Below are 26282 nucleotides of genomic sequence, written 5' to 3'. Positions count from 1 at the left end.
GCCTTGTGTAGCAAAGCTTTTTATTTTCCTCAAAATGTCATGCTTTCATCAACTATCTTTGAATTTCATCTTAGACAGAAAACCGACAGTTCCCAAGGCTAATAACCCTAACACAGAATTTCCTTCTGGAATAGGCACTACGTTAATATTATCAAAGTTTACCCCCGCAGAACTGGCAATATAGACTTGACTAATGTTTTCAAACCCTGAAAGTTCTAAAGTTTGAAAAGGTAAGTTAATATCATTACCAAGAGAAATCTCAGTAAATTGTCCAGCAACGGGTTGGGTTGGCTCGAATTCTGTGGAGATTAAAATTTTGGTATCATCCGCTGTAAACCCATCAATAACATTTGTAATATCTCTAAGTTGATAAGCCAATTGTGTCAGGGAAAAATTACGGCCATTGACAAGGGTTAAATATACTCCTAATAGTCTATCAGCTTGACTAAAATGTTGTGCTTCATAGGAATTACTCGCGTGAAAATGTCCTCCCTCGTGAAAATGTCCCGGATCACTTCCTGTGCTTCCTGTATTTCGGCTGGAAAATGCTTCTACATTAATTCCATCTTCGACAAAACATTTATTACCGGGTGCCAGTTGTGGTGTACAAGTATTCGGATTAGCAAAAGCATAAGTATTAGCATCAAAGTTAATGACACCTGCATCTGCTTGTTTACTGATTCCCAGAAGTAAAGTGAAAACAGTCAAACAGCTAAGACTGATATTGCTAAGATTCTTAGTCATACCAGAAAAGTTAGTTAATCGATTGTTCATAGGATAACTATTAGTAAATTACGATTTAAAACTAACATTGCTTTTTAAGTTAGTCAAAAGACAAGCTGTAAAAGTTTAGTCAATATATAACTGCAAAAAATTATATTATTTTAATATTTTACACATCTTAAAGTTTGACAATATGTCTTTTGACTCTCACAAAAACCTTAGATATAAGTAGTCGGACATAATTAAATAGCACTGTGTTAAGTTTTGAGTATTGTAGGGAATGCTCACAATAATCTCTTACTTTTATTGTTTGAATTTTGTGAGGAATAAGCAATTGATGATATAATAGCCTAGATATCTGTATCCTTTCAGAAACTAAGGGAGATAAAAATTATGAAAACTGATATAGACAGATCCTTAAAAGAGCTTTACAATGAAGATTTTGTTTTTTGGATCGATGAGACAGTTAAACAACTTAAAGATCGAGCTTTAGTAGATTTAGACTGGGAACATTTGATTGAGGAGATAGAATCATTGGGAAATGAGCAGAGACGAAAAGTAAGAAGTTATCTTAAGCAACTTTTTATTCATCTACTCCTCTATCGTTACTGGCTTGCAGAAAAAGAAAGATGTGCTAAAGGTTGGCGAGATGAAATTGAAAATTTTCGAGATGAATTAGAAGATTTATTCGATTCAAAAATTCTCTATAAATATTATCAACAAGAGTTAGATAATATTTATCAAAAAGCTCGTTTAAGGGCGATTCAGAAAACGGGTTTACCTTCGTCAACTTTCCCTAAAGAATGTCCTTTTACATCAGAACAAATTCTAGATTTTGAGTTTCTACCTGAAGATTAAAATTTTGTAACATAGTTATCGGTTTCTTTGAATATATTTTAGGATCGGAGCAAAAGACAGTTTTCTAAGGGTTTTATCCTATGAGATTAGCAAAACTAATGAAGTTTGAGGGGGGGAAGTGTAACTTATCTAAAATAGCTCTTGCTTCCTCTATCTTTGCTGTCAGTACCTTGGCAATCAATCCAGTTCAAGCAGCTACCTTCAACTATCCTATAAATGAGATAAAATTGAATCAAACTAACTTAAATCTCAGTTATAAAATCCTGTAAATTATGCAAAGGGAAGATATCCTAACAATACTGCGACAACATCGAGCAGAAATTCAAGACTTTGGAGTTATATCTTTGGCTGTTTTCGGTTCAGTTGCCAGAGATGAAGCTACATCAGAGAGTGATGTGGATTTGCTCGTTGAATTTGAAGGAAAAGTTACTTTTGATCGCTACATGGACTTAAAATTCTATTTTGAAGATTGCCTCACAATGAAAGTTGATCTTGTCACCCTAAAAATGCTTAAACCTCAAATTCGCCCAACCGTTGAGAAAGAAGCACTTTATGTCTCGTAGTCTTCAGTTATATAGAGAATAAAGTTTTTCCACTGATTGAGCAGATTGACCTTATATTTAGAAGAACAAGTCCTCAGTCAGAAGAATAACTGAGGTGATGGATATAACATTGAATCAAACTAACTTAATAAATTTTTTCTTACCTACTTGTAAGACTTGATTTTTAAGTTGTTCAGGACTGTCAAAACTGAGATTAACCTCTGTCACTTTTTCCCCATCTAAACGCACTGCACCCCCTTGCATTTGTCGTCTCCCTTCTCCACTACTACCACAGAGTCCACTAGCACTTAAAATGTAGAATAATTTGGCAGGAAATTCAATGTTTGATAATTCATATTCGGGAACTGAATCTGTTGACGTGGTACTTTTATTTTTAACTAAATCTTCAGCCGTTTTTTGTGCCATTAATGCTGCTTCTTTCCCATGAAATTGAGAGACAATTTCGATAGCTAATTGCTTTTGACATTCCCTCGGATTTTCTGGTAATATTTCTAAAGATAAATTAGTCAATAGTTCAAAATAATCCTTTATCAAAGCATCAGGAGTCTTTTCTAATTTGGAATACATGGATAAAGCATCTTCTCGTAAACCCACATAATTATTGAGAGATTTTGACATCTTTTGTGTGCCATCAGTGCCAATTAAAATCGGTAATAATAAACCAAATTGAGGCTTTTTACCAAAGTGTCTTTGTAAGTCTCGACCAACAGCAATATTAAACTTTTGATCCGTTCCTCCCAACTCCACATCAGCATCAATCATCACTGAATCATAACCTTGCATTAAAGGGTATAAAAATTCATGAAGGAAGATCGGATTTTCTTGTTTATACCGTTCGGAAAATCCTTCTTTAGCTAACATTTGACCCACAGTCATTGTGGCTAACAATTCTTGAATTTTAGCTAAATTCAAGTCAGTTAACCATTCAGAATTATAGCGAATTTCTAACCGTCCTGGGGTATCAAAATCTAAGATAGGACGGAGTTGATCTAAGTAACTTTTTGCGTTATCTTTAACTTGTTGGGGGGTTAATTGTTTACGGACTTCTGATTTACCTGTGGGGTCGCCAATTTGTGCGGTAAAATCTCCAATAATAACCACTGCTGTATGGCCTGCATCTTGAAAAGCGCGTAACTTCCGAAAAGGGATACTATGGCCTAAATGAATATCTGTCCCTGTGGGGTCAATTCCTAGTTTAACTCTTAAGGGACGATCGCATTTTTCTATCAGTTTAACTAGATTTTCTTCGGGGTGTTCCGAGTCTGGTTGATTAGGAAAAATTTCATTGGTTCCTCGGTATAACCAATTTAGGGATTTAGAAACAGGTACAGGGGGCATTTGCAGTTAGTAATCGTTAATATTATTGATGATTTCTTATTTATTTTACCAGCATCTAGGAACGATTAGCCCAATCATTTATAATTTGGGCTACTAGTTGCTATAATGTGATTCAGGAATTCTCCTGTTTTTTAACCAGCAAAAAACCTGAAAAAACAGAAAAATCATGACAACTGAAAGAGAATATCAAGAGTCCCAAAGAAGAATAAAGCAGCAACGCCAACAAAAAAACAACCAATATTTATGGATGTTTATTGGTTTTATTGTCTTCTTTTTATTAATAATGGTTCTAACTAATAAAGAAAGATCGCCCATCAGAAATACAACGACTCAAGAAAAAACTAACCTCAGACAGTCATCGGAGTAAGTAAAATTATCTTCAACAGGAAAACCTAACATAACTAATAGGAATTAACTGTGATTAAAATAACAATTAATCCACGCAAAATTTAATATTTATTTTAGAAAAAACTCAAAGCCAATGATTAAGCGGCTTCAGATCAATTTATCTTCAATTAAGTAAATTGTTTGCTGAAAATATAGATACAACTTGCTTTAGAATAGGATAGTATGCTCTTGACAGCTAACCTATTATCCTTAACAGGGATTAAGTTAAAAATGTTGTCATTAAACATGAATCTTTCTCTTTAAGTAAGGACAAAAATGAGAGAACTCGAACGCGAAAAAACCATTGAAATTCTCAACACCATCATGGAGTATGAACTGGCCGGGGTGGTGCGCTACACTCATTATTCCTTAATGGTAACAGGCCCCAATCGTATTCCTATTGTACAATTTTTCCAACAACAAGCCACAGAATCCCTGCTTCATGCTCAACAAGTGGGAGAAATATTAACAGGGTTAGAAGGACATCCTAGCTTAAAAATTGCTCCTATGGAAGAAAGTCATGAGCATAGCTTACACACAATTTTGACCGAAAGTCTTAATCATGAAAAGAAAGCTTTAGACTTGTATAAAGTGCTTTTAACAGCAGTACAAGATGCGAGTATCTACATCGAAGAATTTGCACGGGGAATGATTGGTCAAGAAGAAGTTCATAACATTGAACTCAAGAAAATGTTACGAGATTATGTATAATGGAGAAGTAATCAAGTAAGCCCATAAAATCATGGATTTAAGTGCTGCTTTACCTACCTTTGTTGTTACCTTAAGAGAGGGATTTGAAGCCTCTCTAGTGGTCGGAATTGTCTTAGCTTGTTTAAAGAAAGTCCAACAAACTCAACTTAATCGCTGGGTATATCAAGGCATTGGCGGCGGTATTGTTGCTAGTGTAATGGTGGGATTCTTATTAGGAGGAATTCTCCAAGGTGTTAACACCTATCAGAGTCCCTACACCCCAGTCATTAAAGAATGTTTAGCTGCTATGTTTGGCTTAGTTGCTATCTTGATGTTAAGTTGGATGTTGATTTGGATGACTCAACAAGGTAAGTTCTTAAAAGCAGAAGTCGAACAAGGTATTGAAGCAGCCTTAATCCAAAAAAATGGAGCCGAAAAAGGAATATTTTTGTTAGTGTTTATTGCGGTTTTAAGAGAAGGATTTGAAACAGTTTTATTTATTGTTGCCAAATTTCAAGCAGGATGGCAAGCTTCTACTATTGGGGCAATAACTGGATTAACAACGGCTGCAATTTTAGGATTTCTGTTATTTCAACTCGGTGTTAAAATTAATATTCGTCTCTTTTTTAAAGTGATGGGAATTTTCCTATTATTAGTAGTAGGAGGTTTAGTTATTGGAGTATTAAAACATCTTAACCTGGTCATTCTTTTACTCTCTCAACTTGATCCCAGTTTTGCTAATTGGTGTATTTTTCCTGGAGATTCTTGTATTTTAGGGCCATTAGTTTGGGACGGTTCAGCAATTTTACCTGATAGCAAATTCCCAGGAATTATCTTAAAATCTCTGTTTGGTTATCGACAAAACTTGTACCTCGGACAAATTATTATTTATCTTATCTTCCTTTTCAGTGTGGGAACATTATATTTCAAAAGTCTATCCCCATCATCAACCCTCAAAACAATTCCTCAAAAATCTGTGTAAAATCTTAATTAGGGGAAATTCAGTTAAATTTCTTAACATCTACTGAGACAATTTGCCAAAAAATTGTTAAGCTTACCCTATAACGAAAAAATTACAGGAAGTTAGATCTTTCTACCAAAAAATCGTTACTAATTGAGATGGTGATTAGGAGAACAATAGCAGATGAGTTCATGGACTTGTGATGGAGTCCCCAAAGACGGGAAGCAGTATCCTGGGGCATCTTCCCACACTCCCCAAGTAAATACCAGCCCTGACTGTATTATTTGCGGCTTACCTCAAGAAGCAATGCAGCTAGGAAAACAACAAAAACCGGGTAAAACAGTGGTTGTGGGATCATCTAGTCAGGGTACTCCTTCCTGGTTAGCACCTACTATTATTGCCCTTGCTGTCCTCTTAATTGGAGGAGGTATCGGTTTATATCTGTTATTCAAACCCAACGAAACTGCGATTAAACCCATTCCCTCCCCTTCTCCCACAGACACAACTATTACCCCTACTCAGGGAGAAAATGTCAGTCGAGGAGAACAATTATTACTCAAAACAACTCCCACCAAAGAAGCAGGGGCCAAGGCCTTTGAACAAAAAAACTGGCCAGATGCGATCGCCAAATATCAAACTGCTGTTACTCAAGATGCCAATGATCCTGAAGGACTTATTTATCTCAATAATGCCAAGGCCCAAAAAGCCGAAAATCCTATCACCATTGCGGTTGCTGTACCTACTACCATTAGTGCAGATTCTGCGGCGGAAATTTTGCGAGGAGTAGCAAAATATCAGGCAGAATATAATCAGTCCTCACCCCCTTCTGGAAGGCTTTTAGAAGTAGCAATTATTGATAGTAGCGATCCCATGAAAGCCCCCAATATTGCCCAAGAAATTATTGATAGCCCTGATATTTTAGGCATTGTGGGTTATGGTATTGATCCAGGTAGTCAAGCCGCTTTAAAACAGTATGAAAGCGCAGGAATTGCTGTCTTATCTCCCCTTACCAGTAGCTTTAATCAGACTGGGGGCGAATCAACCCTAAAAACAATTTCTGTGGAAGAAAAAGGAGATGAGTTATTGGTGAATTATTTACAAGCAGTGGGGAAAACCTTAACCCAATATGCTAGTAAAAAGCAACCCTCACCAGCCATTGTTCTTTTTTCTAATCCTGATAGTCCTTACAGTCAACAACTCCAACAAGAAATTATTAATAGTTTATCCGCAGTCAAAGGTACAATTGTGGAGCAAATTGATGTTACGTCACCTAATTTTAACCCAAGCGATGCCATCGCTAATGCACAACAAAAGGGAGCAAAAATTGCTATTCTAGCCCTCAGTAAAAATAAAGTTAACCAAGCTGTAGAAATTGCTAAAGCTAATAAAAATAGTGGTTCTCCCTTAATTTTAATGGGGGGAGATGAACTATATAATGCTGATATTTTAGTTAAAGGAGGAGATGCGATCGCAGGGATAATATTAGCTGTTCCTTGGAGTTTTAGTGCTAATGATCCCTTTGCAAAAGATGCCATTAATAGTTGGAAAGGTCGAGTAAGTTGGCGCACTGCCACCGCTTATGATGCCACAAAAGCCTTGATAGATACAGTTAGTAAAACCCCAGAACGAGCCGCAATTGCTCAAGCATTTAATCAAGGTGTTATCCTAACAGATAGTACCACAAATTTTAATCTATTTGATGAAGTTCCCCTAGTAAAAGCCGTTAAAGGCAATCAAGGGCCAAAAGGGTCAAACTATCAATTTGACCCCCTTAAATAGCCGTTTTCAGTTGTTTTTTCTGCTAATTTGTTCCAAAATTATCAATGAATAAGCTGTTAATCATCAATTATTCATTATTCATTATTCATTATTCATTATTAATTATTAATTGGAGAAACTTCATTGTTAAAGTACCGACGCAAAGTGATAGAAAACCCGCTATTTTATACCCCTTTAATATTGGTAGGTATCTTTTTAGCATTGGCCTTATTATTTGGGTTACTTCGTTTAGGAAAACCCCCCGTTGCTGTAGCGATCGCCTTAGATTTAAGTAGTAGCACTTATCAACCCCAAACCTTTAATTCTCCCAATTCTATTATGGATCAAGAGGTTAAAGCGGTGAATGCTTATCTCGAAGAAAATTCTAAATTAGCTGTGCCTAATAAGGTGCAAATTTTTGGCATTGGCGGCGGAAAAGCCCCAAAATTAACCTCAACAATGGAGTCTCAACAAGGAGTTGTTACTGATGAATTAAGTAGAAGGTTAAGCGATCCTAATTTACCCTATCAATTAATTCCTGAACCGCCACAAGATGACCTAGATATTGTTATTAAGGAAACCACAGAAGTTTTACGAGAACAGGAAAATCATTGTCGTGAATTGTTAATAGTAACTGATACAGGTGTGAGTTTAACACAATCTGCTGTTACTCAAGCAACAGGCCAAAAGATTAAGATTAATTCTCTCGTTTTTGGAGAGGGTGATGTTAACAATTTAAAAGCCGCAGCTAGACAAACTGGAGGAATTTATCGTGATAATATTAACTTATCTAATACAGGAGGAACCTATCTTGAACAATTATTTTTAAGAGACTTTTTTAGTCATTTTAATGGTAACTGGAAATGGATAAATTTTTGGCTAGGATGTGCGGTTATTGCTTTTCTTTGGTTGTTGGTTTTACCCCTAGATCGTTGGGTATTTCAAGGACTTTTTAAAATGTCTATGGACGCATCAGGTAAAATTTCTTTAGGAATAGCTTTTATTGGTACAATGGTGATGACAGCCTTGATCATAGCAGCAGGTTTACCTTTTATCTCTGCTTGTTAATAATAAATGACCCACAATTTGTAGGGGCGGGTTTTGCTCAAATTCTAGGCTTCTCACAAATATGTTACATAAACCCGCCCTGCCTGATCATTAAAAACAAACCATAAAATAATAATTGGAATAAGGAGGACAAAATGGCAGCAGTTGAAGAAAAAAGCATGGTTCCTACTATCTTAGTAGGTGTGGGAGGAACCGGGGCAGAAATCTTATCTAGAATCAGAAGGTTAGTAGAAGAAACATACGGCAGTTTAGAAAATTTTCCGATCCTAAGTTTTTTGGTCGTTGATACGGATAAAGATTATAAAATTAATAACCCCGAAGCAGGGGGAAGTCCTTTTAAAGACCATGAAAAACATTGGGCCAGTGTGAGTGGTAAACAAGTGAGTTCAATGGTTTCTAGTATGGAACAATATCCTTGGATTGATAGTTGGTTTCCCAGGGAATTAGAAAGAAATATCACCTCCTTAGAAGCAGGAGCAGGACAAATTCGCGCCTGTGGAAGATTTGCCTTATTTTGTAATTATCATGATATTCGAGATAAGTTTTTAGCCGCGACAAACCGAGTTAAAGGCAGGGAAAATTTCATGTTAAATAACTATGGTATTAAAGTAAGTACCAATGCAATTAATGTGTTTATTACCGGGTCACTTTCTGGGGGAACAGGTAGCGGAATGCTCATTGATATGGGCTATTGTGTGCGTAAATGGTTAGAAGGGGAAGGTAGTCCTTTAGTAACAGCAATTGTGCCTATGCCTCAAGCTTTTGCGGGAATAAAAGTAGGCGATCGCGTCTTAGCAAATGGCTACGCGGCCATGATGGAATTAAGTTACTTTTCTGACTATCGGACAGAATATCATAGTCAATTTAGTAAGAATTTAGCTGATGAAGTTCGTAGCAATCGCGCCCCTTTTGATTTTACATATTTAGTAGGAACAAAAAACGGAGAAAGTGACTTTAAACTTGAGCAAATTCGGGAAATGATTGCTCAAAATATTTTCTTAGATTTGACCTCAGATTTTTCACCCCATAAGCGATCTATTCGAGATAATATTAAATCTGCTTGGGCCCAGGCAGATCCTGGCGGTAGAGGTTATCCCAAGAATTTCATGAGTTTTGGTCTATCTACCATAGAAATCCCAATTTCTCAGATTCGGAATTCCTTATGTTATCGACTTGCTAAAGATTTAGTAAATTGGTGGTTAAATGAAGATGCAAAATTACCAGCAGATTCGATGGAATTAATCAAAAATGATATTCTTAAAAGGATGCGTTTAAATGATGTTGAATTATTAACTGACTTAGGGGCGGCACAAGATAAATCCTATTTAGAGGAGGTGTCACAATGGATTAATAAACTGCGGCAAACTATTAACCAAGAAAATTATCTACAATGTACAGCCAAGGGAATTAATATATTTGGGAAAGAACAAGGAAAAATTAAAGAACTAGAGCAATTTATACAAGAAGAAGTTAATACTTATCGCCAAGATCATTTTCGGGAATTGAGTCCTGATGAACGGTTACATGGGGACTATTTTCAACGTATTTATGATAACCGCGATCGCATCATTAGCCAAGGAAGAACTAGCCTAGAAACGGAACTTTATCGAATTTTAGAAGATCGTAATTATGGGACTAAATTTGCCCAGACATTTATCACAATTGTGCGACAAATCTTTGATGATATTAGACAAAGATTTAGTCAACAACAAGATCAAGTTTGGGGTAAAAGAGAAACAGAAAGACAGGAACAATATCAACAAGCATTAAGAGAATTTAGTGAAATTAAATCAAAGTATGGTATTACTAAACAAGACAGAATGGAAGTCTGTTGTGATAATATTTTAACGAATCTTGAGGGTAGTTTAGTCGCAACTATTCAGCGCAAAACTCGCGCTGCTTCTTTAATTGTAATTGATCGTTTAAAAGAAGAATTAGATAAAATAGAACGTCGTTTAAACCGTTTTCAACAGCGTTTAATACAGACAAGAGATCATTTCTCACAAGAAGCAGATCATCAAGCAGAAAGCGGGGATGTCTTAAGTATTAATGGTATTAAACTATATGAACGTGATAAACTCAACGAACTATATCAAGACTTAATTGAACAATTAGGGGCCGATACTCAAGGAAGCAAAAGTCGGTTTGAAATTGGGTTAGATAGAGTATGTAGTACCCTCTCAGAAGATATTCTTAAAGAAGCGAGTCCCTTATGGAAGAAAAACCGTCGCGCTGATGAATATATGCGCTTATTTGATGTTACCCAAATTCCTGAAGTTAACCAAGATGATTTAGAAGAACTTATCTATCATGATAGTAAAATAATTGTTGTGGAGAGAACTCCAAAAAATAGTCATCTTTATACCGAGATGGCTGCTTGCGATCGCCTTTTCAAAATGTTTAATGATGAGAGTGAAATAGTCAATAATATTCGCATTGCCTACAATAAATCTAAACCATTAATCTTGATGGATAAAGCTGTTTTATCTGGAAAAGATGCAGGATTTACTCCCGCTACAAATATTAATGTTGCCCTTTTAGGTGGCCGAAATACCGCCGATCCTGCGGCGCAAAAAATCATTCCTCTGCTACAACAATTCAATGATATTGGAGAAAATTCTATTAAACCTTTAGGAGATCCGGAACGTCATCGCTTGGTATTTGTACAAGAAACAGGGGGATTTTCTCTACGATGTATTGATGGTATGAAAGAATTAAGACAATCCTATCAAGACTGGAAAGGGGACAGTATTGAAGCAAAACGCGCCCAATTACGAGGAGAACCCAGAGACTTGCCCATTCCTGTACACATTCAAAAAGAACCCCCATTTTGGGATATCTTTCCCGAAGATCCTAAAATCTTTCAATTAGTGATTCAAGCAAGAGCATTAAACATTTTATATCTATCAGAAAATCAGGCAACCAGAGAAAATACAATTCGTTATACTCGTCCAACCAATATAGGTAAAGAAAATGTTGACATTGCCTCAAGTTGGGAAGAAGCATCACAAATCTTAGAAGTGCGGGCCTGTCGTTCTGATCGAGAAGAAATTCAACGACAAATTACCCAACAATTAACCAAAGCAGAAACCCCCCAACAAAAACAACAACTTTATCAACAATTTACAACTTATCTAGAAAATCGCTCCCTAGACTTAGAAAAACAAGGAGGAAAAGATAGCCCAGAATACAAACGAGAAGCCGAAATTATTAAGCAGGTGATTAATGATTATAAACTCTATGAAGCGGCTAATTCTGATCATATAAATCAACCCTTAAAAACTGCTTCCGTTCAACAAAATACAGTCGAAAATCAAGCAGTTGAAACACCACCCCAACCCCCAAGCCAAGGAAAATGGTATCTTTATAAAGATGGTCAACAAACGGGGCCATTTTCAGCAGAACAACTCTTAAATCAGGGTTTAACCCCTCAAACTTATGTTTGGTGTGCAGGAATGGAGGGTTGGAAATCAGCATCAGACATCCCGGAGTTAGGAACTCTTTTCTAACTAGGACTTCTGGGAGAAGAATGACGTTTTTTAAATAAACTCGTCATACTCAATCCTGTTACTAACAACCCAATTAATCCTAACCCATTAAGTAAAGGATAAATACCTTCTAATCCCAGGAGTTTCATGGTATGAATTTTTATCAAAAAATGGGCAATCTCATCTTGCTCAAACCACTCATCAAAAATTGTATAACCCACACCACTAATCACCGTTAAAATTAAAGGTAAACATACAGCGATCGCTAAAAAGCGATGATATTTGCGAAAAAGACGAATCATGGGGTTTCCTCTAACAATCAGCGATCGGCATAATTCGATCATTGATCCCTACTTTAAAGAAAAAAGGTAAAGAAATCGGGTTGATTTTGTCCCATTACGGTATTTTACCCTATCCCATAACCCCATGATCCCATAGAGGTTTATCATTGAAATAGATTTTTTTATAATAAGGAACTGATGAAACCTTATCTCGCTGCTGCCATTCAAATGACAAGCAAGCCTAACCTAGAAAAAAATTTGGTTGAGGCTGAGGAACTGATCGAACTCGCTGTCCGTCGTGGGGCTGAGTTAATTGGCTTGCCAGAAAACTTTGCTTTTCTCGGTAAAGAAGAAGATAAACTGGGGAAAGCCCAAGAAATTGCTCAAAAAGCGGAAAAGTTCTTAAAAACAATGGCGCAACGTTTCCAGATTACCATTCTGGGGGGTGGCTTTCCTGTCCCCGTTGAAGGTGATGGGACGAAAGCTTATAATACCGCCATTTTGGTCGATCCCACCGGAACAGAAGTCGCTCGCTATCAAAAAGTGCATCTGTTCGATGTGGATGTGCCTGACGGTAATACTTATCAGGAGTCTAGCACAGTGATGGCCGGACAACGCTTGCCTGATATTTATGCCTCTGGGGACTTGGGAAATTTGGGACTCTCGATTTGTTATGATGTCCGCTTTCCTGAGTTGTACCGCCATTTATCCCGTCAAGGAGTTGATATTTTGTTTGTTCCCGCAGCGTTTACAGCATTTACGGGTAAGGATCACTGGCAGGTTTTATTACAAGCTAGGGCCATTGAAAATACCTGTTATGTGATTGCTCCTGCTCAAACGGGAAATCACTATGCTAGGCGTTTTACCCATGGTCACGCGATGATTATTGACCCTTGGGGGATGATTTTAGATGACGCAGGCCAACAACCAGGCATGGCGATCGCAGAAATTAACCCGACTCGTATTAAACAGGTGCGCCAACAAATGCCGTCTTTACAACATCGGGTGTTTTTTTAAGTTGGATTTTTTGGCCTATCAAATATTATTTGTTAGGCCACATAAACCCGCATAGGCAATGGCGATCGCATCTACACTATCATCAATGGGTAAGGAGTCTAAATCAAAGAGATTTCCGACCATTTGTGCTACTTCTTTTTTATCTGCTCTACCATCCCCTAAATGACATTTCCAACTAGCTTGATGTAAAAAAATTGGCTCGATTTTGGTGTTGCGATAGCAGACTAAATTGATTACCCCTAATGCTTGTAAAACGCCTCCTGCTGCTTTAATAGTTCGGCTAAAAAAGGGCATTTCAATGGCAATACCATCAGGCTTAAATTCTTGGACTAATTCTTCTAAGTCTTGCTCAATTTCTAACAATCTTTGGGGGGTTGATAGGGTTTTTTCGGTTTTGATGATTCCATAGTCAATGATTAAGGGAAGTGGTGCGTCAGTTTCTTGTAAAATTGCCCATCCAATAATAGCGAGTCCCGGATCAATTCCTAGCCAATTTTTTTGAGACATTTTATCATGATTTTGGTAGAATACCGTAGGGGTAATTCATGAATTGCCCCTACTATTGTTTCCCTCAAGCTTTAAGTTTATGAATATAACATATTTGGGCAAATATTTGACCTTAGAAGATTTTTGTACCTGTAGTCAAACCTATCATAAATACTCGGAAAAAATTGCTCCCTATCCTAAAAATGAAGAAACAATTACAGCATTTAAACAGTTAAATCAAATAATTATCGACCCCATCATTGATAATTTTGGTATTGATAGATTTAAACTGACTTATGGCTTTTGTTCCCCCGATCTCAAACGCTACTTAAATCAAAAAGATCCCGTTACAGGTATTAAAAATGGTCGCATTGATCCAGCAAGAGATCAACATATGGGCCATGAAATTAATGCCAAAGATAACTATTATTGTAATCGATTAGGAGCCGCTTGTGATTTTTGTATTATTAATCTTAATAGTGATGAATTAGTTGACTGGATTTTAACTCAAAAATTGCCCTTTGATTCCCTTTATTTTTATGGTAAATATAGACCAATTCATATTAGTTATGGAGAACAACATAAACGAGATATTTGGACATTTACCCCTACCAGACAACCCACCAAAAAAGGAATTAACCATTGGGTAGAATTAGCTAAACAAATCTAGATTGAAATTGTTTCATGAATTCTAATCCCATAAAAATTGTAGCAATAGTTCCTGCCACACAAATTTCACCGGACATAATTTTATCAATTACATCTTTTATAGGCACTAAAAATACTTCGATTTCTTCAGTAACATCTAAATTAATTTGTCCTGTTCTTTGCACATTTAAACCCAGAAAAATATGAATCTTGTTATCATCTTTTACCGGATTATCATAAATGGTTTTCATCAAGATTAATTCTTGGGCAATATAACCTGTTTCTTCCTCTAATTCTCGCTTAGCTGCCGTTATACTTGCCTCTTTTTCTGGATTAAATGCTCCGGCGGGAAGTTCTAATAAAATCTCTTGTACTCCATGACGATATTGACGGACAAAAACAATTTCATTTTGAGGAGTAATAGGTAAAACTAAAGCAATTTCAGGACGAATATTAACAAAATAATCATCAATAATCGTCCCATTAGGTAACTCAACCTTATCCTGTCGAACTTGACACCATTGGTTATTAATAACAAACTCAGATTGAAGAATTTTCCACTTTTTAAGACTCATTAGTATCCCTTAATCTACCTAAAACTAATTTAATGATTTTCTCGGCGTTTAACTTGTTGAGGAAATTGAGGAACCAATAATGATTTATCTAACTTTCCTTGCTTATTATAAAAGCTAAGATTACCAGCTTCATCACATAACCAGACTTCCTCAGCTTTCGCTTCTAAATATAAATCTCGTTTCGTTTTCATTTCTTCAAGGGTATTACTAGCTGAAATAATTTCGACACAAATTTCTGGAGCAATAGAAGCAGAAGTTTCATTTTCAATGATAGCTAATATTTGATCAGAAGCCCAAACCACATCCGCAATCTTAGTATTATCAGAAGTCTCGATCGCACATTCAGGAAAAGCCAAACCAGTTGTCAAAAAAGAGTTTAATAAATCAGCAATAATACCTTGAAAAAAAGAATGTTTAACCTTAGCTGGACTCATGATGATTTGTCCCCATTTATTCAACTCAATTTTAAAAGGTAAATCTTGTAATTGTTTGTTATTACAGACATCTTGCCATGTCATCATTAGTTTAACTCCCTAACTTCTCTAAGACTAATAATGACACAGGATAGGGCGAATTTATCAATGAATAATTAATAATTAATAATTGATAATTAATAATTGTTTAATTTGGTTGATGGTTCGGCTGATCTCACTGTCGAAGCCTCACGCCGAAGTCTTGTCGAAGTATGCACCAACCAACCTCTCCTTTCAAGAAGAAATAATTATTCATTATTCATCATTCATTGATGAACCCTCAAACTTTCGAGATATCCTCACCTTTTTTGCCCAACTTTCCACACCCCACCCCTTCCCTTGAGAAAAATTACCCCATTTTTTGACCCCAAAGATTAGCACTCACAGCACAAGAGTGCTAAATTAACATAAGTAGGGTGACATCAGCCCGAAACGCAAGCATTTTTCCTAATCATTGGAAAATGTCTGATTGCAAAGAGTCACAGGAGTAACGAGACAAATATGGCAAAAATTGTATCATTCGGCGATAAATCAAGACGGGCATTAGAACAAGGGGTGAATGCTCTTGCTGATGCTGTAAAAATCACCCTCGGCCCCAGAGGACGGAATGTATTATTAGAAAAGAAATTTGGGGCCCCCCAAATTGTTAACGACGGGATCACCGTTGCTAAAGAAATTGAATTAGAAAATCCCTTGGAAAATACTGGGGCCAGACTGATGCAAGAAATTGCGTCCAAAACCAAGGAAATAGCCGGAGACGGAACTACAACCGCCACCATCATTGGTCAAGCCTTAATTCGGGAAGGCTTAAAAAATGTGATCGCTGGGGCCAACCCTGTGTCTTTGCGTCGTGGCATCGAAAAAACCATCGCTTACCTGGTGGAAGAAATTGCAGCCATTGCGAAACCTGTTGAGGGAGATGCGATCGCCCAAGTAGCCACCGTATCATCAGGGAACGATCAAGAAGTCGGTGATATGATCGCCCTGGCCATGGATAAAGTGACCACAGACGGGGTTATTACCGTTGAAGAGTCTAAATCTCTCACCACTGAGTTAGAAGTGGTAGAAGGGATGCAAATTGATCGGGGTTATCTCTCTCCCTACTTCATCACAGATCAAGAAAGACAACAAGTTGAATTTGATAATGCCTTCTTATTGATCACCGACAAAAAAGTCAGTACGATCGCCGATTTAGTCCCCATTCTCGAAAGCGTGGCCCGGGCCGGTAGACCCCTCTTAATCATTGCAGAAGATGTAGACGGAGAAGCCTTAGCCACCCTAGTCGTCAACAAAGCCAGAGGGGTGTTAAATGTAGCAGCGATCAAGTCTCCTGGTTTTGGGGAAAGACGCAAAGCTGTTTTACAGGATATTGCTATTCTTACCGGAGGCAGTGTCATTTCTGAAGAAGTTGGCTTAACCTTAGATTCAGTTTCCCTCGATATGTTGGGACAAGCGACCAAAGTTAATATTGTCAAAGACAACACTACTATTGTCGCTACCACTGATGATAGAACCAAGGCAGCCGTACAAAAACGCATTGAACAACTCCGCAAACAACTGGCCGCAACTGACTTAAGCTACGACATTGAAAAATTGCAAGAACGGATCGCTAAATTAGCCGGAGGTGTGGCTGTCATTAAAGTTGGGGCAGCGACTGAAACCGAATTAAAAGATCGCAAACTTCGCATTGAAGATGCTCTTAACGCCACCAAAGCAGCCATAGAAGAAGGGATCGTTCCTGGTGGGGGAACAACCCTAATTTACTTAGCGGGTAAAGTTGCTGAGTTCAAACATACCCTCACCAACCCCGAAGAACAGGTGGCCGCTGATATTGTTGCCAAAGCCTTAGAAGCTCCTTTGCGTCAGTTAGCCGATAATGCTGGGGCAGAAGGTTACGTTATTGTGGAACGGGTCAAAGAAACCGAGTTTAATATCGGTTACAACGCCGTTACAGGTAAGTTTGAAGACATGATCGCCGCAGGAATTATTGACCCTGCGAAAGTAGTGCGCTCTGCTCTGCAAAATGCCGGGTCGATCGCTGGTATGGTCTTAACCACAGAAGCATTAGTGGTAGAAAAACCCGAACCCGAACCCCCCGCAGCCCCCGACATGGGCGGTATGGGCGGTATGGGCGGCATGGGCGGTATGGGCGGCATGGGTATGGGCGGCATGGGCTTCTAAGTCGTCGTTTTCATATTTCCATACTTGATATTAGGAGAGACGTTAAGAATAGCGTCTCTCTCGCTTTTTGTTACCCCGAACTTAAGTTAAATTTTATTAATATAATTGTTTTAATGAAGCTAAATTATTACTACAAAGTATCTCAATATTTTGAGTTATTTTTTCAATTGGCCAATCCCACCATTGGAGTTTTAACAATAACTCAATTACCTCATCTTCAAACCGCTTTCTAATTAATTTAGCTGGATTGCCACCCACAATGGTATAAGGTTGTACCTCTTTTGTCACAACTGAATTAGCCGCAATAATCGCTCCATTTCCTACCTTAACCCCTGGCATAATTAAAGCATTATAACCAAACCAAACATCATTACCGATAATTGTATCTCCCTTGATCATATCCCTCTTGGAAATATCAGTAACCGACAGAGTATTTTCCCAAGCATGACCAAAAATTGTAAAGGGATAAGTTGTAAAATAATGAACGGGGTGGTTTCCCCCATTCATCATAAATTTAACATCACTTGCGATCGCGCAAAACTTCCCAATTATTAACTTATCACCAATAAAATCGAAGTGATAAAGCACATTTTTTTCAAAGTTTTGGGGATTTTCAAAATCATCATAATAGGTAAAATCCCCTACAATAATATTAGGATTCGTAATAATATTTTTGAGGAAACATAACCGTTTATAATTCTCTAAAGGATAGGGATTATTTGGATTGGGATAAGTTGTCATTGTTTTAATCGCTATTATAAAATAAAAATAAGTTCAATTGTAAATCCGAATGGTGGCCAACTCACTCCTCTGGACAATTCGAGATCTTGATGTCATGCCCGACGATGGCGGATGGAAACGCTATGAGATAATTGATGGAGAACTGTACGTGACTCGCGCTCCCCACATTCGCCATCAAGATGCAGGTGGCAACATTCATGTTGAACTAGCCATTTGGTCTAGACAAACCCAACTCGGTAAACCGTTTCAAACACCAGGTATCATTTTTAGTCCCATTGATGCGGTCATTCCTGATGTTATTTGGATTAGCCGCGATCGCCTAAACAACGGCATTGATGAAGCAGGACATCTAACTGTCGCCCCTGAACTGATCGTTGAGATTCTCTCCCCTGGTGAACGCAACGAACAACGAGACAAAGAAGTAAAACTGAAACTCTATTCTCTGAAAGGGGTTCAAGAATATTGGATCGTCAGTTGGCAACTGAAAACCATAGAAATTTACCGCAGAAAAGATGCTCAGTTACAACTCGTCAGCACACTCCTGGTTGCTGATACTCTCACTTCACCTTTGCTACCTGGGTTCAGCACTCCTGTCGCTCAGATTTTTGAGTAGATTGAAATAGCCGCTACAGTGTTTGTAAAATGACAATATGAGGCAAAGAACAAGGGGCATTCTCAGAGGATTCTTTGAGGGTTTTAGCAACTTCAACAATCTTTTCAGGGTCAGTTTGTTGAAGATAAAGCAGTAATGCCTGACTTTCTTCTAACAACTTTGTGACATCAATAGTTTCATATTCTGGTTGATAGTCAACGAGTCTTCTCACCCCTTCTCCCAATAAAATCACTGCCCCACGCCAATTATGGTTTTCGAGATGATAACAACCCACAGCCACCTGTAAAACACCTTGATAAAAACGTTTATCCAACTCTGCCGCTTCAAGCCAAATCGCTTCTAAGGTGTCATGACAGGCGTAGAATTCCCCCTGATTAAACTGTTTAATTCCCTGCAAAAATGCGTCTGATGCCATGATTTTTTCACGCAGACATAGTTTCTCTAATTTCTTTGATATACTCTATGTCAATTTCCTGTTCCTTGCCCGCAAATTCATTGTCTGGGGTGATGAATAACATACAATGACAATCTTTGCGTTCTCTCATGGGGACACAAGGACAGTTCCAATAGGTATTTTTGACTTCCGCTTCTTTGTCTTCGTAATGACGACAGGGACACAGGGGAGAGCCTAATTCTTCTTTATGTTTAGCTAACCCTTCGATCACTACGGCGGTGACAGAGGGTTCACTACAAAAATAAGTATCTGTTCGTTTAGCGTACTGTTCAGCAAAATTTTTCATTGCCTCTAGCACTTTATCCTGCTGGTTAATATCCTTGTTTACTGAAGTCATAGATTTAAGCTGATGGGTCGTTTACATCAATTGGATTTAGGTTAACATTGTTACATATTCTCGGCTGTTTGGGCCGATCCACTTGAGTTAGGCCATTGGGCTGAGTGGATTTTTTTAGACAAAATAGGGGTAAGTCAATGAAGGCTTACCCCTAAACTCAATTCTAGCTTTGGGCTAGAAACTAAAGATATTTTTCGAGAGTGTTAGCTAAGGTTGTTTTGGGAACGGCTCCCACAACCATATCTACTCTTTGGCCTCCCTTGAAAATCATGAGGGTGGGGATACTGCGAATTCCATACTGGCTAGCTGTATTCGGATTTTCATCCGTATTCAGTTTCAGCACTTTGATTTGGCCTGCGTATTGTTCAGCAATTTCGTCCACAACTGGAGCTACCATACGACAGGGGCCACACCAAGGCGCCCAAAAATCAACCAGAACAGGAATGTCGCTCTCTAAAACCTCTTGTTTAAATTTATCGTCTGTAACTTGGGGTGTAGCTGACATACCGAGAATTCCTTTGATTGCTCACGTTTCTCTAGAATACTCTAGAATTCTACCACAAGGAAAAGTCTCTAGATTTTAACCCATTTTCCTCACAACTTCACGAATTATTTGAGTTATGGCTTGATAACCCCCCTAATGCTTTGAGCTTAAGGCAAGCTTAACTTTTGTTAACCTGCAAAAAGAAACCGCCCGAACATGAAAATGCCCAGGCGGAGTGTGGTGTGAGGAGTGAACAGAGACTTTCGCCTCCGCTATCTCTATTGTAAGGGACAATTCCCATTTTGATGAACTTATTGTGTCATGATTAGAAAATTTTTTTTTCCTTAATATGTTAGGCTAGGTATCTTTGCCGGAAGTGAGAAACGGCGATCACCATTGAGTTTAGCGATTCACGATACAATCAAGGGTGACGATATGTTACCCTAATTTTGAATCTCCATGACCATTTCCTCTGATTTTCTTTCTCAACTCAATCCCTCCCAACGTATTGCCGTTGAGCATTTTTGTGGCCCTTTATTAGTGGTGGCGGGGGCGGGGTCAGGTAAAACGAGGGCCCTCACTTATCGTATTGCTCACCTTATTAGTCATCATCAGGTTGATCCTGAATCGATTTTAGCAGTAACCTTTACCAATAAGGCTGCTAGGGAAATGAAGGAAAGAATTGAGCGACTTTTTGCTCAAGAAATGGCCTTTAAAAATTATAACAAACCCTTTGATTCTTTGGCTGAATACGAGCAAAAAAAGTTACTTTCCCAGGTTTATAAAAAAACGACCAAACGACTTTGGATCGGGACTTTTCATAGTTTATGTGCCAGAATTTTACGGTATGATATTAATAAATACCAGGACAAAAAAAATCGGCAATGGGAACGTAATTTTTCTATTTTTGATGAATCGGATGCTCAAAGTTTAGTCAAAAACATTACAACTAAACAACTTAATTTAGATGAAAAGAAGTTTAATCCTCGTTCTGTTCGTTATGAAATTAGTAATGCCAAAAATTTAGGGCTTTCCCCTGAAGACTATTTGCAAGAAAATTCTGATTATAAAGGTCGAGTTATTGCCGAAGTTTATAATGAATATCAAACGCAATTGGCAGCTAATAATGCCTTAGACTTTGATGATTTAATTTTAGTCCCTGTGCAGCTTTTTCAACAAAATGAATCTGTTTTAGGCTATTGGCATCATCAATTTAAACATATTTTAGTCGATGAATACCAAGATACTAACCGCATTCAATATGATTTAATTCGCTTACTTTCCACCAATGGGGAAACAAAAAAAAGTGAATGGAATTGGCAAAATCGCTCTATCTTTGTTGTCGGTGATGCGGATCAATCTATTTATAGTTTTCGCATGGCAGATTTTACTATTCTTCTTAACTTTCAATCAGACTTTGGGGACGGTTTACCTGATGAAGATACCCGAACTATGGTTAAATTGGAACAAAATTATCGCTCTAGAGAAAATATTTTACTGGCGGCTAATAACTTAATTGAAAATAATAGCCAACGTATTGATAAAATTCTTAAACCAACTAGAGGCGAAGGGGAACAAATCTATTGTTATAAAGCTGATGATGAACGAATAGAAGCTCAATTTGTTATGCAGACAATCCAAGAATTAATTAACACAAACCCTGAATTAAATTGGGGAGATTTTGCCATACTTTATCGCATCAATGCCCAATCTCGACCTTTTGAAGATATTCTAATTCAGAGTAATATTCCTTATACAATTGTCGGTGGATTCAAATTTTATGACCGCCAAGAAATCAAAGATTCTCTCGCCTATTTACGGTTAATTGTTAATCCTGCTGATACTGTTAGTTTGCTCAGAATTATTAATTCTCCCCGTCGTGGTATTGGTAAAACTTCGATGGATGCCCTCTTAAAAGCTTCCCAAGAATTAGAGATTCCTTTCTGGGAAATTATTAGTGATGAAACCTCAGTTAATACCTTAGCAGGAAGGGCAGCAAAAGCAGTTAATAAATTTGCTAAAATGATTCAATCTTTTCAAACTCAATTAACCCAACTGTCAGCCACAGAAATTTTAGATCAAGTAATGGAACAATCTGGTTATATTGATGATTTAAAACAAAAAGGAACCGAAGAAGCAGATAATCGAGTGGAAAATATCTATGAATTATATAGTGCGATCGCTCAATATCAAGAAGATAATGAAGACAAAAGCTTACAAGGTTATTTAACTAATGCCTCTCTTGCTTCTGATTTAGATAACCTACAAGAAGAACAGGAAAAAGTCTCATTAATGACCCTCCATTCCTCGAAAGGACTAGAATTCCCCATTGTCTTTTTAGTAGGATTAGAACAAGGAATTTTGCCCCATGTTCGCAGTTTAAGCGATCCCTTATCCTTAGAAGAAGAACGAAGATTATGTTATGTTGGTATTACCCGCGCCCAAGAACAATTATTTATTACCTATGCTAGAGAAAGATTTGTTTGGGGTTCCAAAGAATCTAAACTCCCTTCACAATTTTTAAAAGAAATTCCCCAAGATTTAATGAATAGTAATGTGCGGCCAACTGTGAGAAAAGTAACCCACAAAAAAACTTCAACATCTAAGGTCAATAATAATCAATGGTCGGTGGGCGATCGCATCATTCATCATAGTTTTGGTGAAGGAGAAATTACCCATATTTTGGGATCAGGTCAAAAAACTAATTTAGCGATTCAATTTGCTGGGTTAGGCCGTAAAATTATTGATCCTAAAACTAACTCAATTACGAAACTAGATTAATCTATGATTTTTGAACATCTACAGGATAAAATTGTTAACAGTTGTACTGATCACCTGAGTTAATAAAGTTGTCTTCATCATCAGAGTCTCCCCAACTTCCCCCAACCACAGCGATCGCAGCAAAAACTGGACTAAAAGCGACCACTGAAAAATGGTTTGAGTATTCCGTCAGGGTACAACCCCATCATACTGACTATGCAGGGGCAGTTTGGCATGGAACTTATCTGACTTGGATGGAAACCGCTAGGGTTGAATATTTACGGTCAATTGGCATAGATTTTGCAGAATTAGTGAAATTAGGCTGTGATTTACCCGTTGTCGAATTATCCATCCGTTATCATCGCGCTCTCCGACTTGGAGAAATGGCGATCATTAAAACCCGCATGGACGAAATGACAGGGGTAAAAATGTATTGGGACTGTCGGATTGAATCATCAGAAAAACAAGAACTCTGTGTGACGGCAAAAATTACCATTGTGGCCATTGACCCCGAAAAAGGAAAAATTATGCGGCAACTTCCTCCTGCGGTTCAAGATGCCTTAGTAAAATCATTATAGAAATTTCTCCAATTATTGGAGGGATTAAATAGTTTATTATTTAAACTATGAACATTAAAACCTTGTTTATTACCAGAGAAGCTCCCTATCCGATTTTTGGGGGGGTTCGTATTCGTAACTGGCAAAATATCAATATTATGATGAATTTTGGCCCAGTTGCTATCTTTTCCGCCGCCAATTGGAGTCTTACCCCTAATTCCCTATCAGGAATTACTCTTTGGGAACATTATAATGTGGAAGAACAACGCTCTCCTTGGGAACAAGGGGAAAGACGGTTCTGGTGGTTACGGCCTTCGGGTCATCCTGATGCTGACTGGCCCTATTCTCGATTAGCGGCTCAAAAATTAGCAGAGTTAATGACTAAATTTAAGCCAGATATTGTTATCTTTGAACAAGTTTGGTTATTTCGTTATTTACCAATCGTTAAAAATTATCCTTGTCATATTATTTTTGACAATCATAATGTTGAAGCCCATTTATTTGCTCAACCTGATCGTTCAAAAGAACCTCTCACAGCGAAATTAAAAGCTAATTTACAATTAGCCCATCTCAAACAAATAGAAGGTGAATTAACTCGTCAAAGCGATCAAGTTTGGGTTTGTAGTCAAGAAGATGCTCATTTATTAGGAGAAATGTATGGAAAAGATACCCCTATTTATGTTGTTCCCAATGGCGTTAATATAGATAATTATAAAACTATCAGATCAGGTCAATGTCCTCCGCCTCAAGATTTAGAAAAAACTGAACATATTATTTTTTATTCAGGGCAATTATCCTATTATCCTAATACTGTTGCTGCTGAATTACTGATTGATGAAATTTATCCTAAAATCAAACAAAAGTATCCAGACTGTCGCTTATTATTAGTAGGACGAGTTCCCAATCAAAAAATGCTAGAAGCAGCGCAACAAGATCCTGATATTATTGTTACTGGAACTGTTCCTAATGTAGAACCTTATTTGTCCTTAGCAAGTGTGATGGTGGTTCCTTTATTACATGGTGGGGGTACAAGGTTAAAAATTTTAGAAGCTTTTGCTGCTGGTTGTCCGGTTATTAGTACCGCTAAAGGAGTGGAAGGAATTCAAGCAAAAGATGGAGAAGCGTTATTAATTAGAAATACTATCGATGAAATTGTTGAGGGTATAGAACAACTTTGGTCACAGCCTTCTTTAGCTGCTAAATTAGCTGATAATGCCTATAAAATTGTCCAAGAAAAATATTCATGGGAGGCAAATTATCAGCGCATAGAACAAGCAATTAAAGCGATTTTTTCTTAAATTAATTATTAACTTCTCATATCAAAGTTTGAGCCATAAATTTAAACTTAGGGATTTTTACTAGATCTAAATGTTAATAGCTAAATCAAAATCGATTCTTTCTAGAACTTCTAATTTTCCTCCTCTCGTGGCATTTTTCAGCCATCCTCCCTGAGAGCGCAAAAAGAGATCGCAAGCTTGAAAGGATTTTTCGATCATTTTCGTTTGTGGTGGACACCAGGGTTTTTCTGAACGGTAGTTTTTAATAAAATGATTCCCTTCTCCTTGAGCGCTGTGCCAAAGATCTTCAGGGAGCGTGTCACTTTTGCGAATGCACAATTTTTGCAACGGAAAGATAGCTCTACAAATCAAGTCCAGCAAGGGCTTTTGGCTATGAGTATATATACTTAGTCGCAAAAGTGACACGCTCCCGATCTTCAGATTGTTGATTGGAAACAAATTTATAATCGTGATCGACACCATAAAGAACAAAGCGATGGTGGATGTTTTTCAGGCTCACCAAATGCCGATCATTAGAAGTAATAGGATACCCAGAAAATGCTAGTTTATTGCAGATACTTTCAATAGATTCCTCTTGCAATTCCTTTAATTTGGGAACAATACGATCCCTTCGTTGATAGATATAGCCAGGATTGATTAAGTTAGTGAATTTCATCTCCAGTTAGAATTGCTACAAAAAAACATTAGACCATTGGCTTATTATAATCCATTAGTTTAACGTAATCACAGTTATTTCGGGAGGACAAAAGAACCGCCCCGGAAAATAGGTTCCTAAGCCACGATTGACATAAAGTTGGTTATGATGAACTTGATGCCATCCTTGGGCCCATTGCCAATGTTTCACCACTCTAGAGCATTCATTAACAAAAGGAATCCAAGGGTGTAATATTTTGGGGGTATAGCGATGAATCTGTTGAATAATCAAAGCTGCGGCCCCTAACCCTGGAATAATAACTTGTCCCCCATGAGTATGACCTGATAATTGTAGATCAACACGCCATTGTTGTAAAATCTCTGCCGTATCAGGATTATGAGATAAAACTAAACGAGGAATATGAGGAGAAAGCTGAGTCATTACCGCAGCAGGATTAAATTCTGATGACCAAAAATCTGCTAATCCAACAATGGGAAAATCTGAGCCAAATGGGGTCGCAATTTCATTCCATAAAACCTTAATTCCAATGCTATTTAAGGCATTAATTACTCTAACTTTAGCATCATGATAACCATAATCATGATTGCCCAAAACCGCATAAATTCCCAGACGACTTTTTAAATCTTGTAACCGCATTACTAACTCGTCAATGGGATCAGGTTGATGGGTAATATAGTCCCCTGTCAGTAAAATTAAATCGGGATTTTCCCGATTACTAACTGCGATCGCCTGGGTTAATAATTCTTCAGATAATCGTAAACCATCATAATGAAGATCGGACAGTTGGATCAATTTTGTCCCCATTAAATCGGGAGGTAAATCCGCGATCGCTACGGTAATTCGTTCTACCTTCAAGGGTTCAAGTCGAATTGATACCATAATCACCTC

Annotated in this window: 28 protein-coding genes; 15 read left to right on the top strand and 13 right to left on the bottom strand. The window is 37.6% G+C overall.

The window, feature by feature from the left end; translation table 11 throughout:
* Nucleotides 1-48: 48 nt before the first annotated feature.
* Nucleotides 49-774, bottom strand: a complete 726-nt coding sequence (locus tag VB691_RS05915) for a PEP-CTERM sorting domain-containing protein (RefSeq protein WP_323290546.1) — start codon at nucleotides 772-774, stop codon at nucleotides 49-51.
* 342 nt (nucleotides 775-1116) lie between these two features.
* Here VB691_RS05915 and VB691_RS05910 point away from each other — a divergent pair, with 342 nt between their 5' ends.
* Together VB691_RS05910 and VB691_RS05905 are read left to right on the top strand one after the other, a co-directional pair.
* Nucleotides 1117-1581 (top strand): DUF29 domain-containing protein, encoded by a 465-nt coding sequence (locus VB691_RS05910; protein ID WP_323290545.1) that lies wholly within the window; start codon nucleotides 1117-1119, stop codon nucleotides 1579-1581.
* A 272-nt stretch (nucleotides 1582-1853) separates the two neighbouring features.
* Nucleotides 1854-2144, top strand: a complete 291-nt coding sequence (locus VB691_RS05905) for a nucleotidyltransferase family protein (RefSeq protein WP_323290544.1) — start codon at nucleotides 1854-1856, stop codon at nucleotides 2142-2144.
* 114 nt (nucleotides 2145-2258) lie between these two features.
* On the opposite strand, the gene tyrS is transcribed toward VB691_RS05905, so the two are convergent.
* The gene (tyrS, locus tag VB691_RS05900; protein ID WP_323290543.1) at nucleotides 2259-3482 is read right to left on the bottom strand and encodes a tyrosine--tRNA ligase; all 1224 of its coding nucleotides are present in this window, start codon (nucleotides 3480-3482) and stop codon (nucleotides 2259-2261) included.
* A 166-nt stretch (nucleotides 3483-3648) separates the two neighbouring features.
* On the opposite strand from tyrS, the gene VB691_RS05895 reads away from it, so the two are divergent.
* The 6 genes from VB691_RS05895 (at nucleotide 3649) to VB691_RS05870 (ending at nucleotide 11855) form a co-directional block, all read left to right on the top strand.
* Nucleotides 3649-3849, top strand: coding sequence for a hypothetical protein (locus VB691_RS05895; protein ID WP_323290542.1), 201 nt, complete (start codon nucleotides 3649-3651; stop codon nucleotides 3847-3849).
* A gap of 296 nt (nucleotides 3850-4145) precedes the next feature.
* Nucleotides 4146-4580, top strand: a complete 435-nt coding sequence (locus VB691_RS05890) for a ferritin-like domain-containing protein (protein WP_323290541.1) — start codon at nucleotides 4146-4148, stop codon at nucleotides 4578-4580.
* Between the two features lie 31 nt (nucleotides 4581-4611).
* Nucleotides 4612-5541: an FTR1 family iron permease gene (locus VB691_RS05885; RefSeq protein WP_323290540.1), complete on the top strand. Its 930-nt coding sequence runs from the start codon at nucleotides 4612-4614 to the stop codon at nucleotides 5539-5541.
* Nucleotides 5542-5703: 162 nt separating this feature from the next.
* The gene (locus tag VB691_RS05880; protein ID WP_323290539.1) at nucleotides 5704-7299 is read left to right on the top strand and encodes an ABC transporter substrate-binding protein; all 1596 of its coding nucleotides are present in this window, start codon (nucleotides 5704-5706) and stop codon (nucleotides 7297-7299) included.
* A 144-nt stretch (nucleotides 7300-7443) separates the two neighbouring features.
* Nucleotides 7444-8346 (top strand): VWA domain-containing protein, encoded by a 903-nt coding sequence (locus VB691_RS05875; RefSeq protein WP_323290538.1) that lies wholly within the window; start codon nucleotides 7444-7446, stop codon nucleotides 8344-8346.
* A 134-nt stretch (nucleotides 8347-8480) separates the two neighbouring features.
* The gene (locus VB691_RS05870) at nucleotides 8481-11855 is read left to right on the top strand and encodes a tubulin-like doman-containing protein (protein WP_323290537.1); all 3375 of its coding nucleotides are present in this window, start codon (nucleotides 8481-8483) and stop codon (nucleotides 11853-11855) included.
* Here VB691_RS05870 and VB691_RS05865 read toward each other — a convergent pair.
* Nucleotides 11852-12136, bottom strand: a complete 285-nt coding sequence (locus VB691_RS05865; protein WP_323290668.1) for a peptidase — start codon at nucleotides 12134-12136, stop codon at nucleotides 11852-11854. The genes VB691_RS05870 and VB691_RS05865 overlap by 4 nt on opposite strands.
* A 177-nt stretch (nucleotides 12137-12313) precedes the next feature.
* On the opposite strand from VB691_RS05865, the gene VB691_RS05860 reads away from it, so the two are divergent.
* Nucleotides 12314-13132, top strand: coding sequence for a carbon-nitrogen hydrolase family protein (locus VB691_RS05860; protein ID WP_323290536.1), 819 nt, complete (start codon nucleotides 12314-12316; stop codon nucleotides 13130-13132).
* A gap of 18 nt (nucleotides 13133-13150) precedes the next feature.
* Here VB691_RS05860 and VB691_RS05855 read toward each other — a convergent pair whose 3' ends face one another.
* Entirely contained in the window at nucleotides 13151-13639 is a 489-nt protein-coding gene (locus VB691_RS05855) for a crossover junction endodeoxyribonuclease RuvC (RefSeq protein ID WP_323290535.1), read from the bottom strand.
* Between the two features lie 79 nt (nucleotides 13640-13718).
* Here VB691_RS05855 and VB691_RS05850 point away from each other — a divergent pair, with 79 nt between their 5' ends.
* Nucleotides 13719-14288, top strand: coding sequence for a hypothetical protein (locus VB691_RS05850; RefSeq protein ID WP_323290534.1), 570 nt, complete (start codon nucleotides 13719-13721; stop codon nucleotides 14286-14288).
* Here the strand turns inward: VB691_RS05850 and VB691_RS05845 are convergent.
* Nucleotides 14275-14841, bottom strand: coding sequence for an NUDIX hydrolase (locus tag VB691_RS05845; protein ID WP_323290533.1), 567 nt, complete (start codon nucleotides 14839-14841; stop codon nucleotides 14275-14277). The genes VB691_RS05850 and VB691_RS05845 overlap by 14 nt on opposite strands.
* Before the next feature lie 29 nt (nucleotides 14842-14870).
* Nucleotides 14871-15362: a Uma2 family endonuclease gene (locus tag VB691_RS05840; RefSeq protein WP_323290532.1), complete on the bottom strand. Its 492-nt coding sequence runs from the start codon at nucleotides 15360-15362 to the stop codon at nucleotides 14871-14873.
* A gap of 453 nt (nucleotides 15363-15815) precedes the next feature.
* Between VB691_RS05840 and groL the strand changes: the two genes are divergently transcribed.
* Complete coding sequence (groL, locus tag VB691_RS05835) at nucleotides 15816-17495, top strand: chaperonin GroEL (RefSeq protein ID WP_323290531.1); 1680 nt, start codon at nucleotides 15816-15818, stop codon at nucleotides 17493-17495.
* Nucleotides 17496-17591: 96 nt separating this feature from the next.
* On the opposite strand, the gene VB691_RS05830 is transcribed toward groL, so the two are convergent.
* Nucleotides 17592-18236, bottom strand: a complete 645-nt coding sequence (locus VB691_RS05830) for a CatB-related O-acetyltransferase (RefSeq protein WP_323290530.1) — start codon at nucleotides 18234-18236, stop codon at nucleotides 17592-17594.
* A 49-nt stretch (nucleotides 18237-18285) separates the two neighbouring features.
* On the opposite strand from VB691_RS05830, the gene VB691_RS05825 reads away from it, so the two are divergent.
* Nucleotides 18286-18849, top strand: a complete 564-nt coding sequence (locus VB691_RS05825) for a Uma2 family endonuclease (RefSeq protein WP_323290529.1) — start codon at nucleotides 18286-18288, stop codon at nucleotides 18847-18849.
* A gap of 13 nt (nucleotides 18850-18862) precedes the next feature.
* Here VB691_RS05825 and VB691_RS05820 read toward each other — a convergent pair whose 3' ends face one another.
* From VB691_RS05820 to trxA, 3 genes are all read right to left on the bottom strand, one after another.
* Nucleotides 18863-19264 (bottom strand): DUF309 domain-containing protein, encoded by a 402-nt coding sequence (locus tag VB691_RS05820; protein ID WP_323290528.1) that lies wholly within the window; start codon nucleotides 19262-19264, stop codon nucleotides 18863-18865.
* Between the two features lie 7 nt (nucleotides 19265-19271).
* Entirely contained in the window at nucleotides 19272-19640 is a 369-nt protein-coding gene (locus tag VB691_RS05815) for a ferredoxin-thioredoxin reductase catalytic domain-containing protein (protein WP_323290527.1), read from the bottom strand.
* 181 nt (nucleotides 19641-19821) lie between these two features.
* Nucleotides 19822-20145, bottom strand: a complete 324-nt coding sequence (gene trxA, locus VB691_RS05810; protein ID WP_323290526.1) for a thioredoxin — start codon at nucleotides 20143-20145, stop codon at nucleotides 19822-19824.
* 438 nt (nucleotides 20146-20583) lie between these two features.
* On the opposite strand from trxA, the gene pcrA reads away from it, so the two are divergent.
* The 3 genes from pcrA (at nucleotide 20584) to VB691_RS05795 (ending at nucleotide 24739) form a co-directional block, all read left to right on the top strand.
* A complete protein-coding gene (pcrA, locus tag VB691_RS05805; protein WP_323290525.1) occupies nucleotides 20584-22905 on the top strand; it encodes a DNA helicase PcrA in 2322 nt (773 codons plus the stop codon).
* Between the two features lie 68 nt (nucleotides 22906-22973).
* Entirely contained in the window at nucleotides 22974-23462 is a 489-nt protein-coding gene (locus tag VB691_RS05800) for a thioesterase family protein (protein ID WP_323290524.1), read from the top strand.
* 47 nt (nucleotides 23463-23509) lie between these two features.
* A complete protein-coding gene (locus VB691_RS05795) occupies nucleotides 23510-24739 on the top strand; it encodes a glycosyltransferase family 4 protein (RefSeq protein ID WP_323290523.1) in 1230 nt (409 codons plus the stop codon).
* 66 nt (nucleotides 24740-24805) lie between these two features.
* On the opposite strand, the gene VB691_RS05790 is transcribed toward VB691_RS05795, so the two are convergent.
* The 3 genes from VB691_RS05790 to VB691_RS05780 all read right to left on the bottom strand — a co-directional run bounded on the left by VB691_RS05790 (nucleotide 24806) and on the right by VB691_RS05780 (nucleotide 26273).
* Nucleotides 24806-24937 (bottom strand): hypothetical protein, encoded by a 132-nt coding sequence (locus tag VB691_RS05790; RefSeq protein WP_323290522.1) that lies wholly within the window; start codon nucleotides 24935-24937, stop codon nucleotides 24806-24808.
* A gap of 172 nt (nucleotides 24938-25109) precedes the next feature.
* Nucleotides 25110-25394 (bottom strand): hypothetical protein, encoded by a 285-nt coding sequence (locus VB691_RS05785; RefSeq protein WP_323290521.1) that lies wholly within the window; start codon nucleotides 25392-25394, stop codon nucleotides 25110-25112.
* 54 nt (nucleotides 25395-25448) lie between these two features.
* Nucleotides 25449-26273, bottom strand: a complete 825-nt coding sequence (locus VB691_RS05780) for a metallophosphoesterase (protein ID WP_323290520.1) — start codon at nucleotides 26271-26273, stop codon at nucleotides 25449-25451.
* Nucleotides 26274-26282 lie beyond the last annotated feature (9 nt).

Source organism: Crocosphaera sp. XPORK-15E, from assembly GCF_034931425.1.
In the GTDB taxonomy this organism is placed as follows: Bacteria; Cyanobacteriota; Cyanobacteriia; order Cyanobacteriales; family Microcystaceae; genus UHCC-0190.
This window is presented reverse-complemented; position numbering and strand designations above follow the sequence as displayed.

Excerpts from the sequence above, each read along its gene's own strand:
- VB691_RS05845 (WP_323290533.1), bottom strand. The coding sequence starts at position 14,841 with ATGAGTCTTAAAAAGTGGAAAATTCTTCAATCTGAGTTTGTTATTAAT.
- pcrA (WP_323290525.1), top strand. The coding sequence starts at position 20,584 with ATGACCATTTCCTCTGATTTTCTTTCTCAACTCAATCCCTCCCAACGT.
- VB691_RS05910 (WP_323290545.1), top strand. The coding sequence starts at position 1,117 with ATGAAAACTGATATAGACAGATCCTTAAAAGAGCTTTACAATGAAGAT.
- VB691_RS05785 (WP_323290521.1), bottom strand. The coding sequence starts at position 25,394 with ATGAAATTCACTAACTTAATCAATCCTGGCTATATCTATCAACGAAGG.
- VB691_RS05815 (WP_323290527.1), bottom strand. The coding sequence starts at position 19,640 with ATGACTTCAGTAAACAAGGATATTAACCAGCAGGATAAAGTGCTAGAG.
- VB691_RS05825 (WP_323290529.1), top strand. The coding sequence starts at position 18,286 with ATGGTGGCCAACTCACTCCTCTGGACAATTCGAGATCTTGATGTCATG.
- groL (WP_323290531.1), top strand. The coding sequence starts at position 15,816 with ATGGCAAAAATTGTATCATTCGGCGATAAATCAAGACGGGCATTAGAA.
- VB691_RS05885 (WP_323290540.1), top strand. The coding sequence starts at position 4,612 with ATGGATTTAAGTGCTGCTTTACCTACCTTTGTTGTTACCTTAAGAGAG.
- VB691_RS05895 (WP_323290542.1), top strand. The coding sequence starts at position 3,649 with ATGACAACTGAAAGAGAATATCAAGAGTCCCAAAGAAGAATAAAGCAG.
- VB691_RS05870 (WP_323290537.1), top strand. The coding sequence starts at position 8,481 with ATGGCAGCAGTTGAAGAAAAAAGCATGGTTCCTACTATCTTAGTAGGT.
- VB691_RS05865 (WP_323290668.1), bottom strand. The coding sequence starts at position 12,136 with ATGATTCGTCTTTTTCGCAAATATCATCGCTTTTTAGCGATCGCTGTA.
- VB691_RS05795 (WP_323290523.1), top strand. The coding sequence starts at position 23,510 with ATGAACATTAAAACCTTGTTTATTACCAGAGAAGCTCCCTATCCGATT.
- tyrS (WP_323290543.1), bottom strand. The coding sequence starts at position 3,482 with ATGCCCCCTGTACCTGTTTCTAAATCCCTAAATTGGTTATACCGAGGA.
- trxA (WP_323290526.1), bottom strand. The coding sequence starts at position 20,145 with ATGTCAGCTACACCCCAAGTTACAGACGATAAATTTAAACAAGAGGTT.
- VB691_RS05850 (WP_323290534.1), top strand. The coding sequence starts at position 13,719 with ATGAATATAACATATTTGGGCAAATATTTGACCTTAGAAGATTTTTGT.
- VB691_RS05915 (WP_323290546.1), bottom strand. The coding sequence starts at position 774 with ATGAACAATCGATTAACTAACTTTTCTGGTATGACTAAGAATCTTAGC.
- VB691_RS05855 (WP_323290535.1), bottom strand. The coding sequence starts at position 13,639 with ATGTCTCAAAAAAATTGGCTAGGAATTGATCCGGGACTCGCTATTATT.
- VB691_RS05790 (WP_323290522.1), bottom strand. The coding sequence starts at position 24,937 with ATGATCGAAAAATCCTTTCAAGCTTGCGATCTCTTTTTGCGCTCTCAG.
- VB691_RS05830 (WP_323290530.1), bottom strand. The coding sequence starts at position 18,236 with ATGACAACTTATCCCAATCCAAATAATCCCTATCCTTTAGAGAATTAT.
- VB691_RS05780 (WP_323290520.1), bottom strand. The coding sequence starts at position 26,273 with ATGGTATCAATTCGACTTGAACCCTTGAAGGTAGAACGAATTACCGTA.
- VB691_RS05860 (WP_323290536.1), top strand. The coding sequence starts at position 12,314 with ATGAAACCTTATCTCGCTGCTGCCATTCAAATGACAAGCAAGCCTAAC.
- VB691_RS05840 (WP_323290532.1), bottom strand. The coding sequence starts at position 15,362 with ATGATGACATGGCAAGATGTCTGTAATAACAAACAATTACAAGATTTA.
- VB691_RS05880 (WP_323290539.1), top strand. The coding sequence starts at position 5,704 with ATGAGTTCATGGACTTGTGATGGAGTCCCCAAAGACGGGAAGCAGTAT.
- VB691_RS05905 (WP_323290544.1), top strand. The coding sequence starts at position 1,854 with ATGCAAAGGGAAGATATCCTAACAATACTGCGACAACATCGAGCAGAA.
- VB691_RS05890 (WP_323290541.1), top strand. The coding sequence starts at position 4,146 with ATGAGAGAACTCGAACGCGAAAAAACCATTGAAATTCTCAACACCATC.
- VB691_RS05820 (WP_323290528.1), bottom strand. The coding sequence starts at position 19,264 with ATGGCATCAGACGCATTTTTGCAGGGAATTAAACAGTTTAATCAGGGG.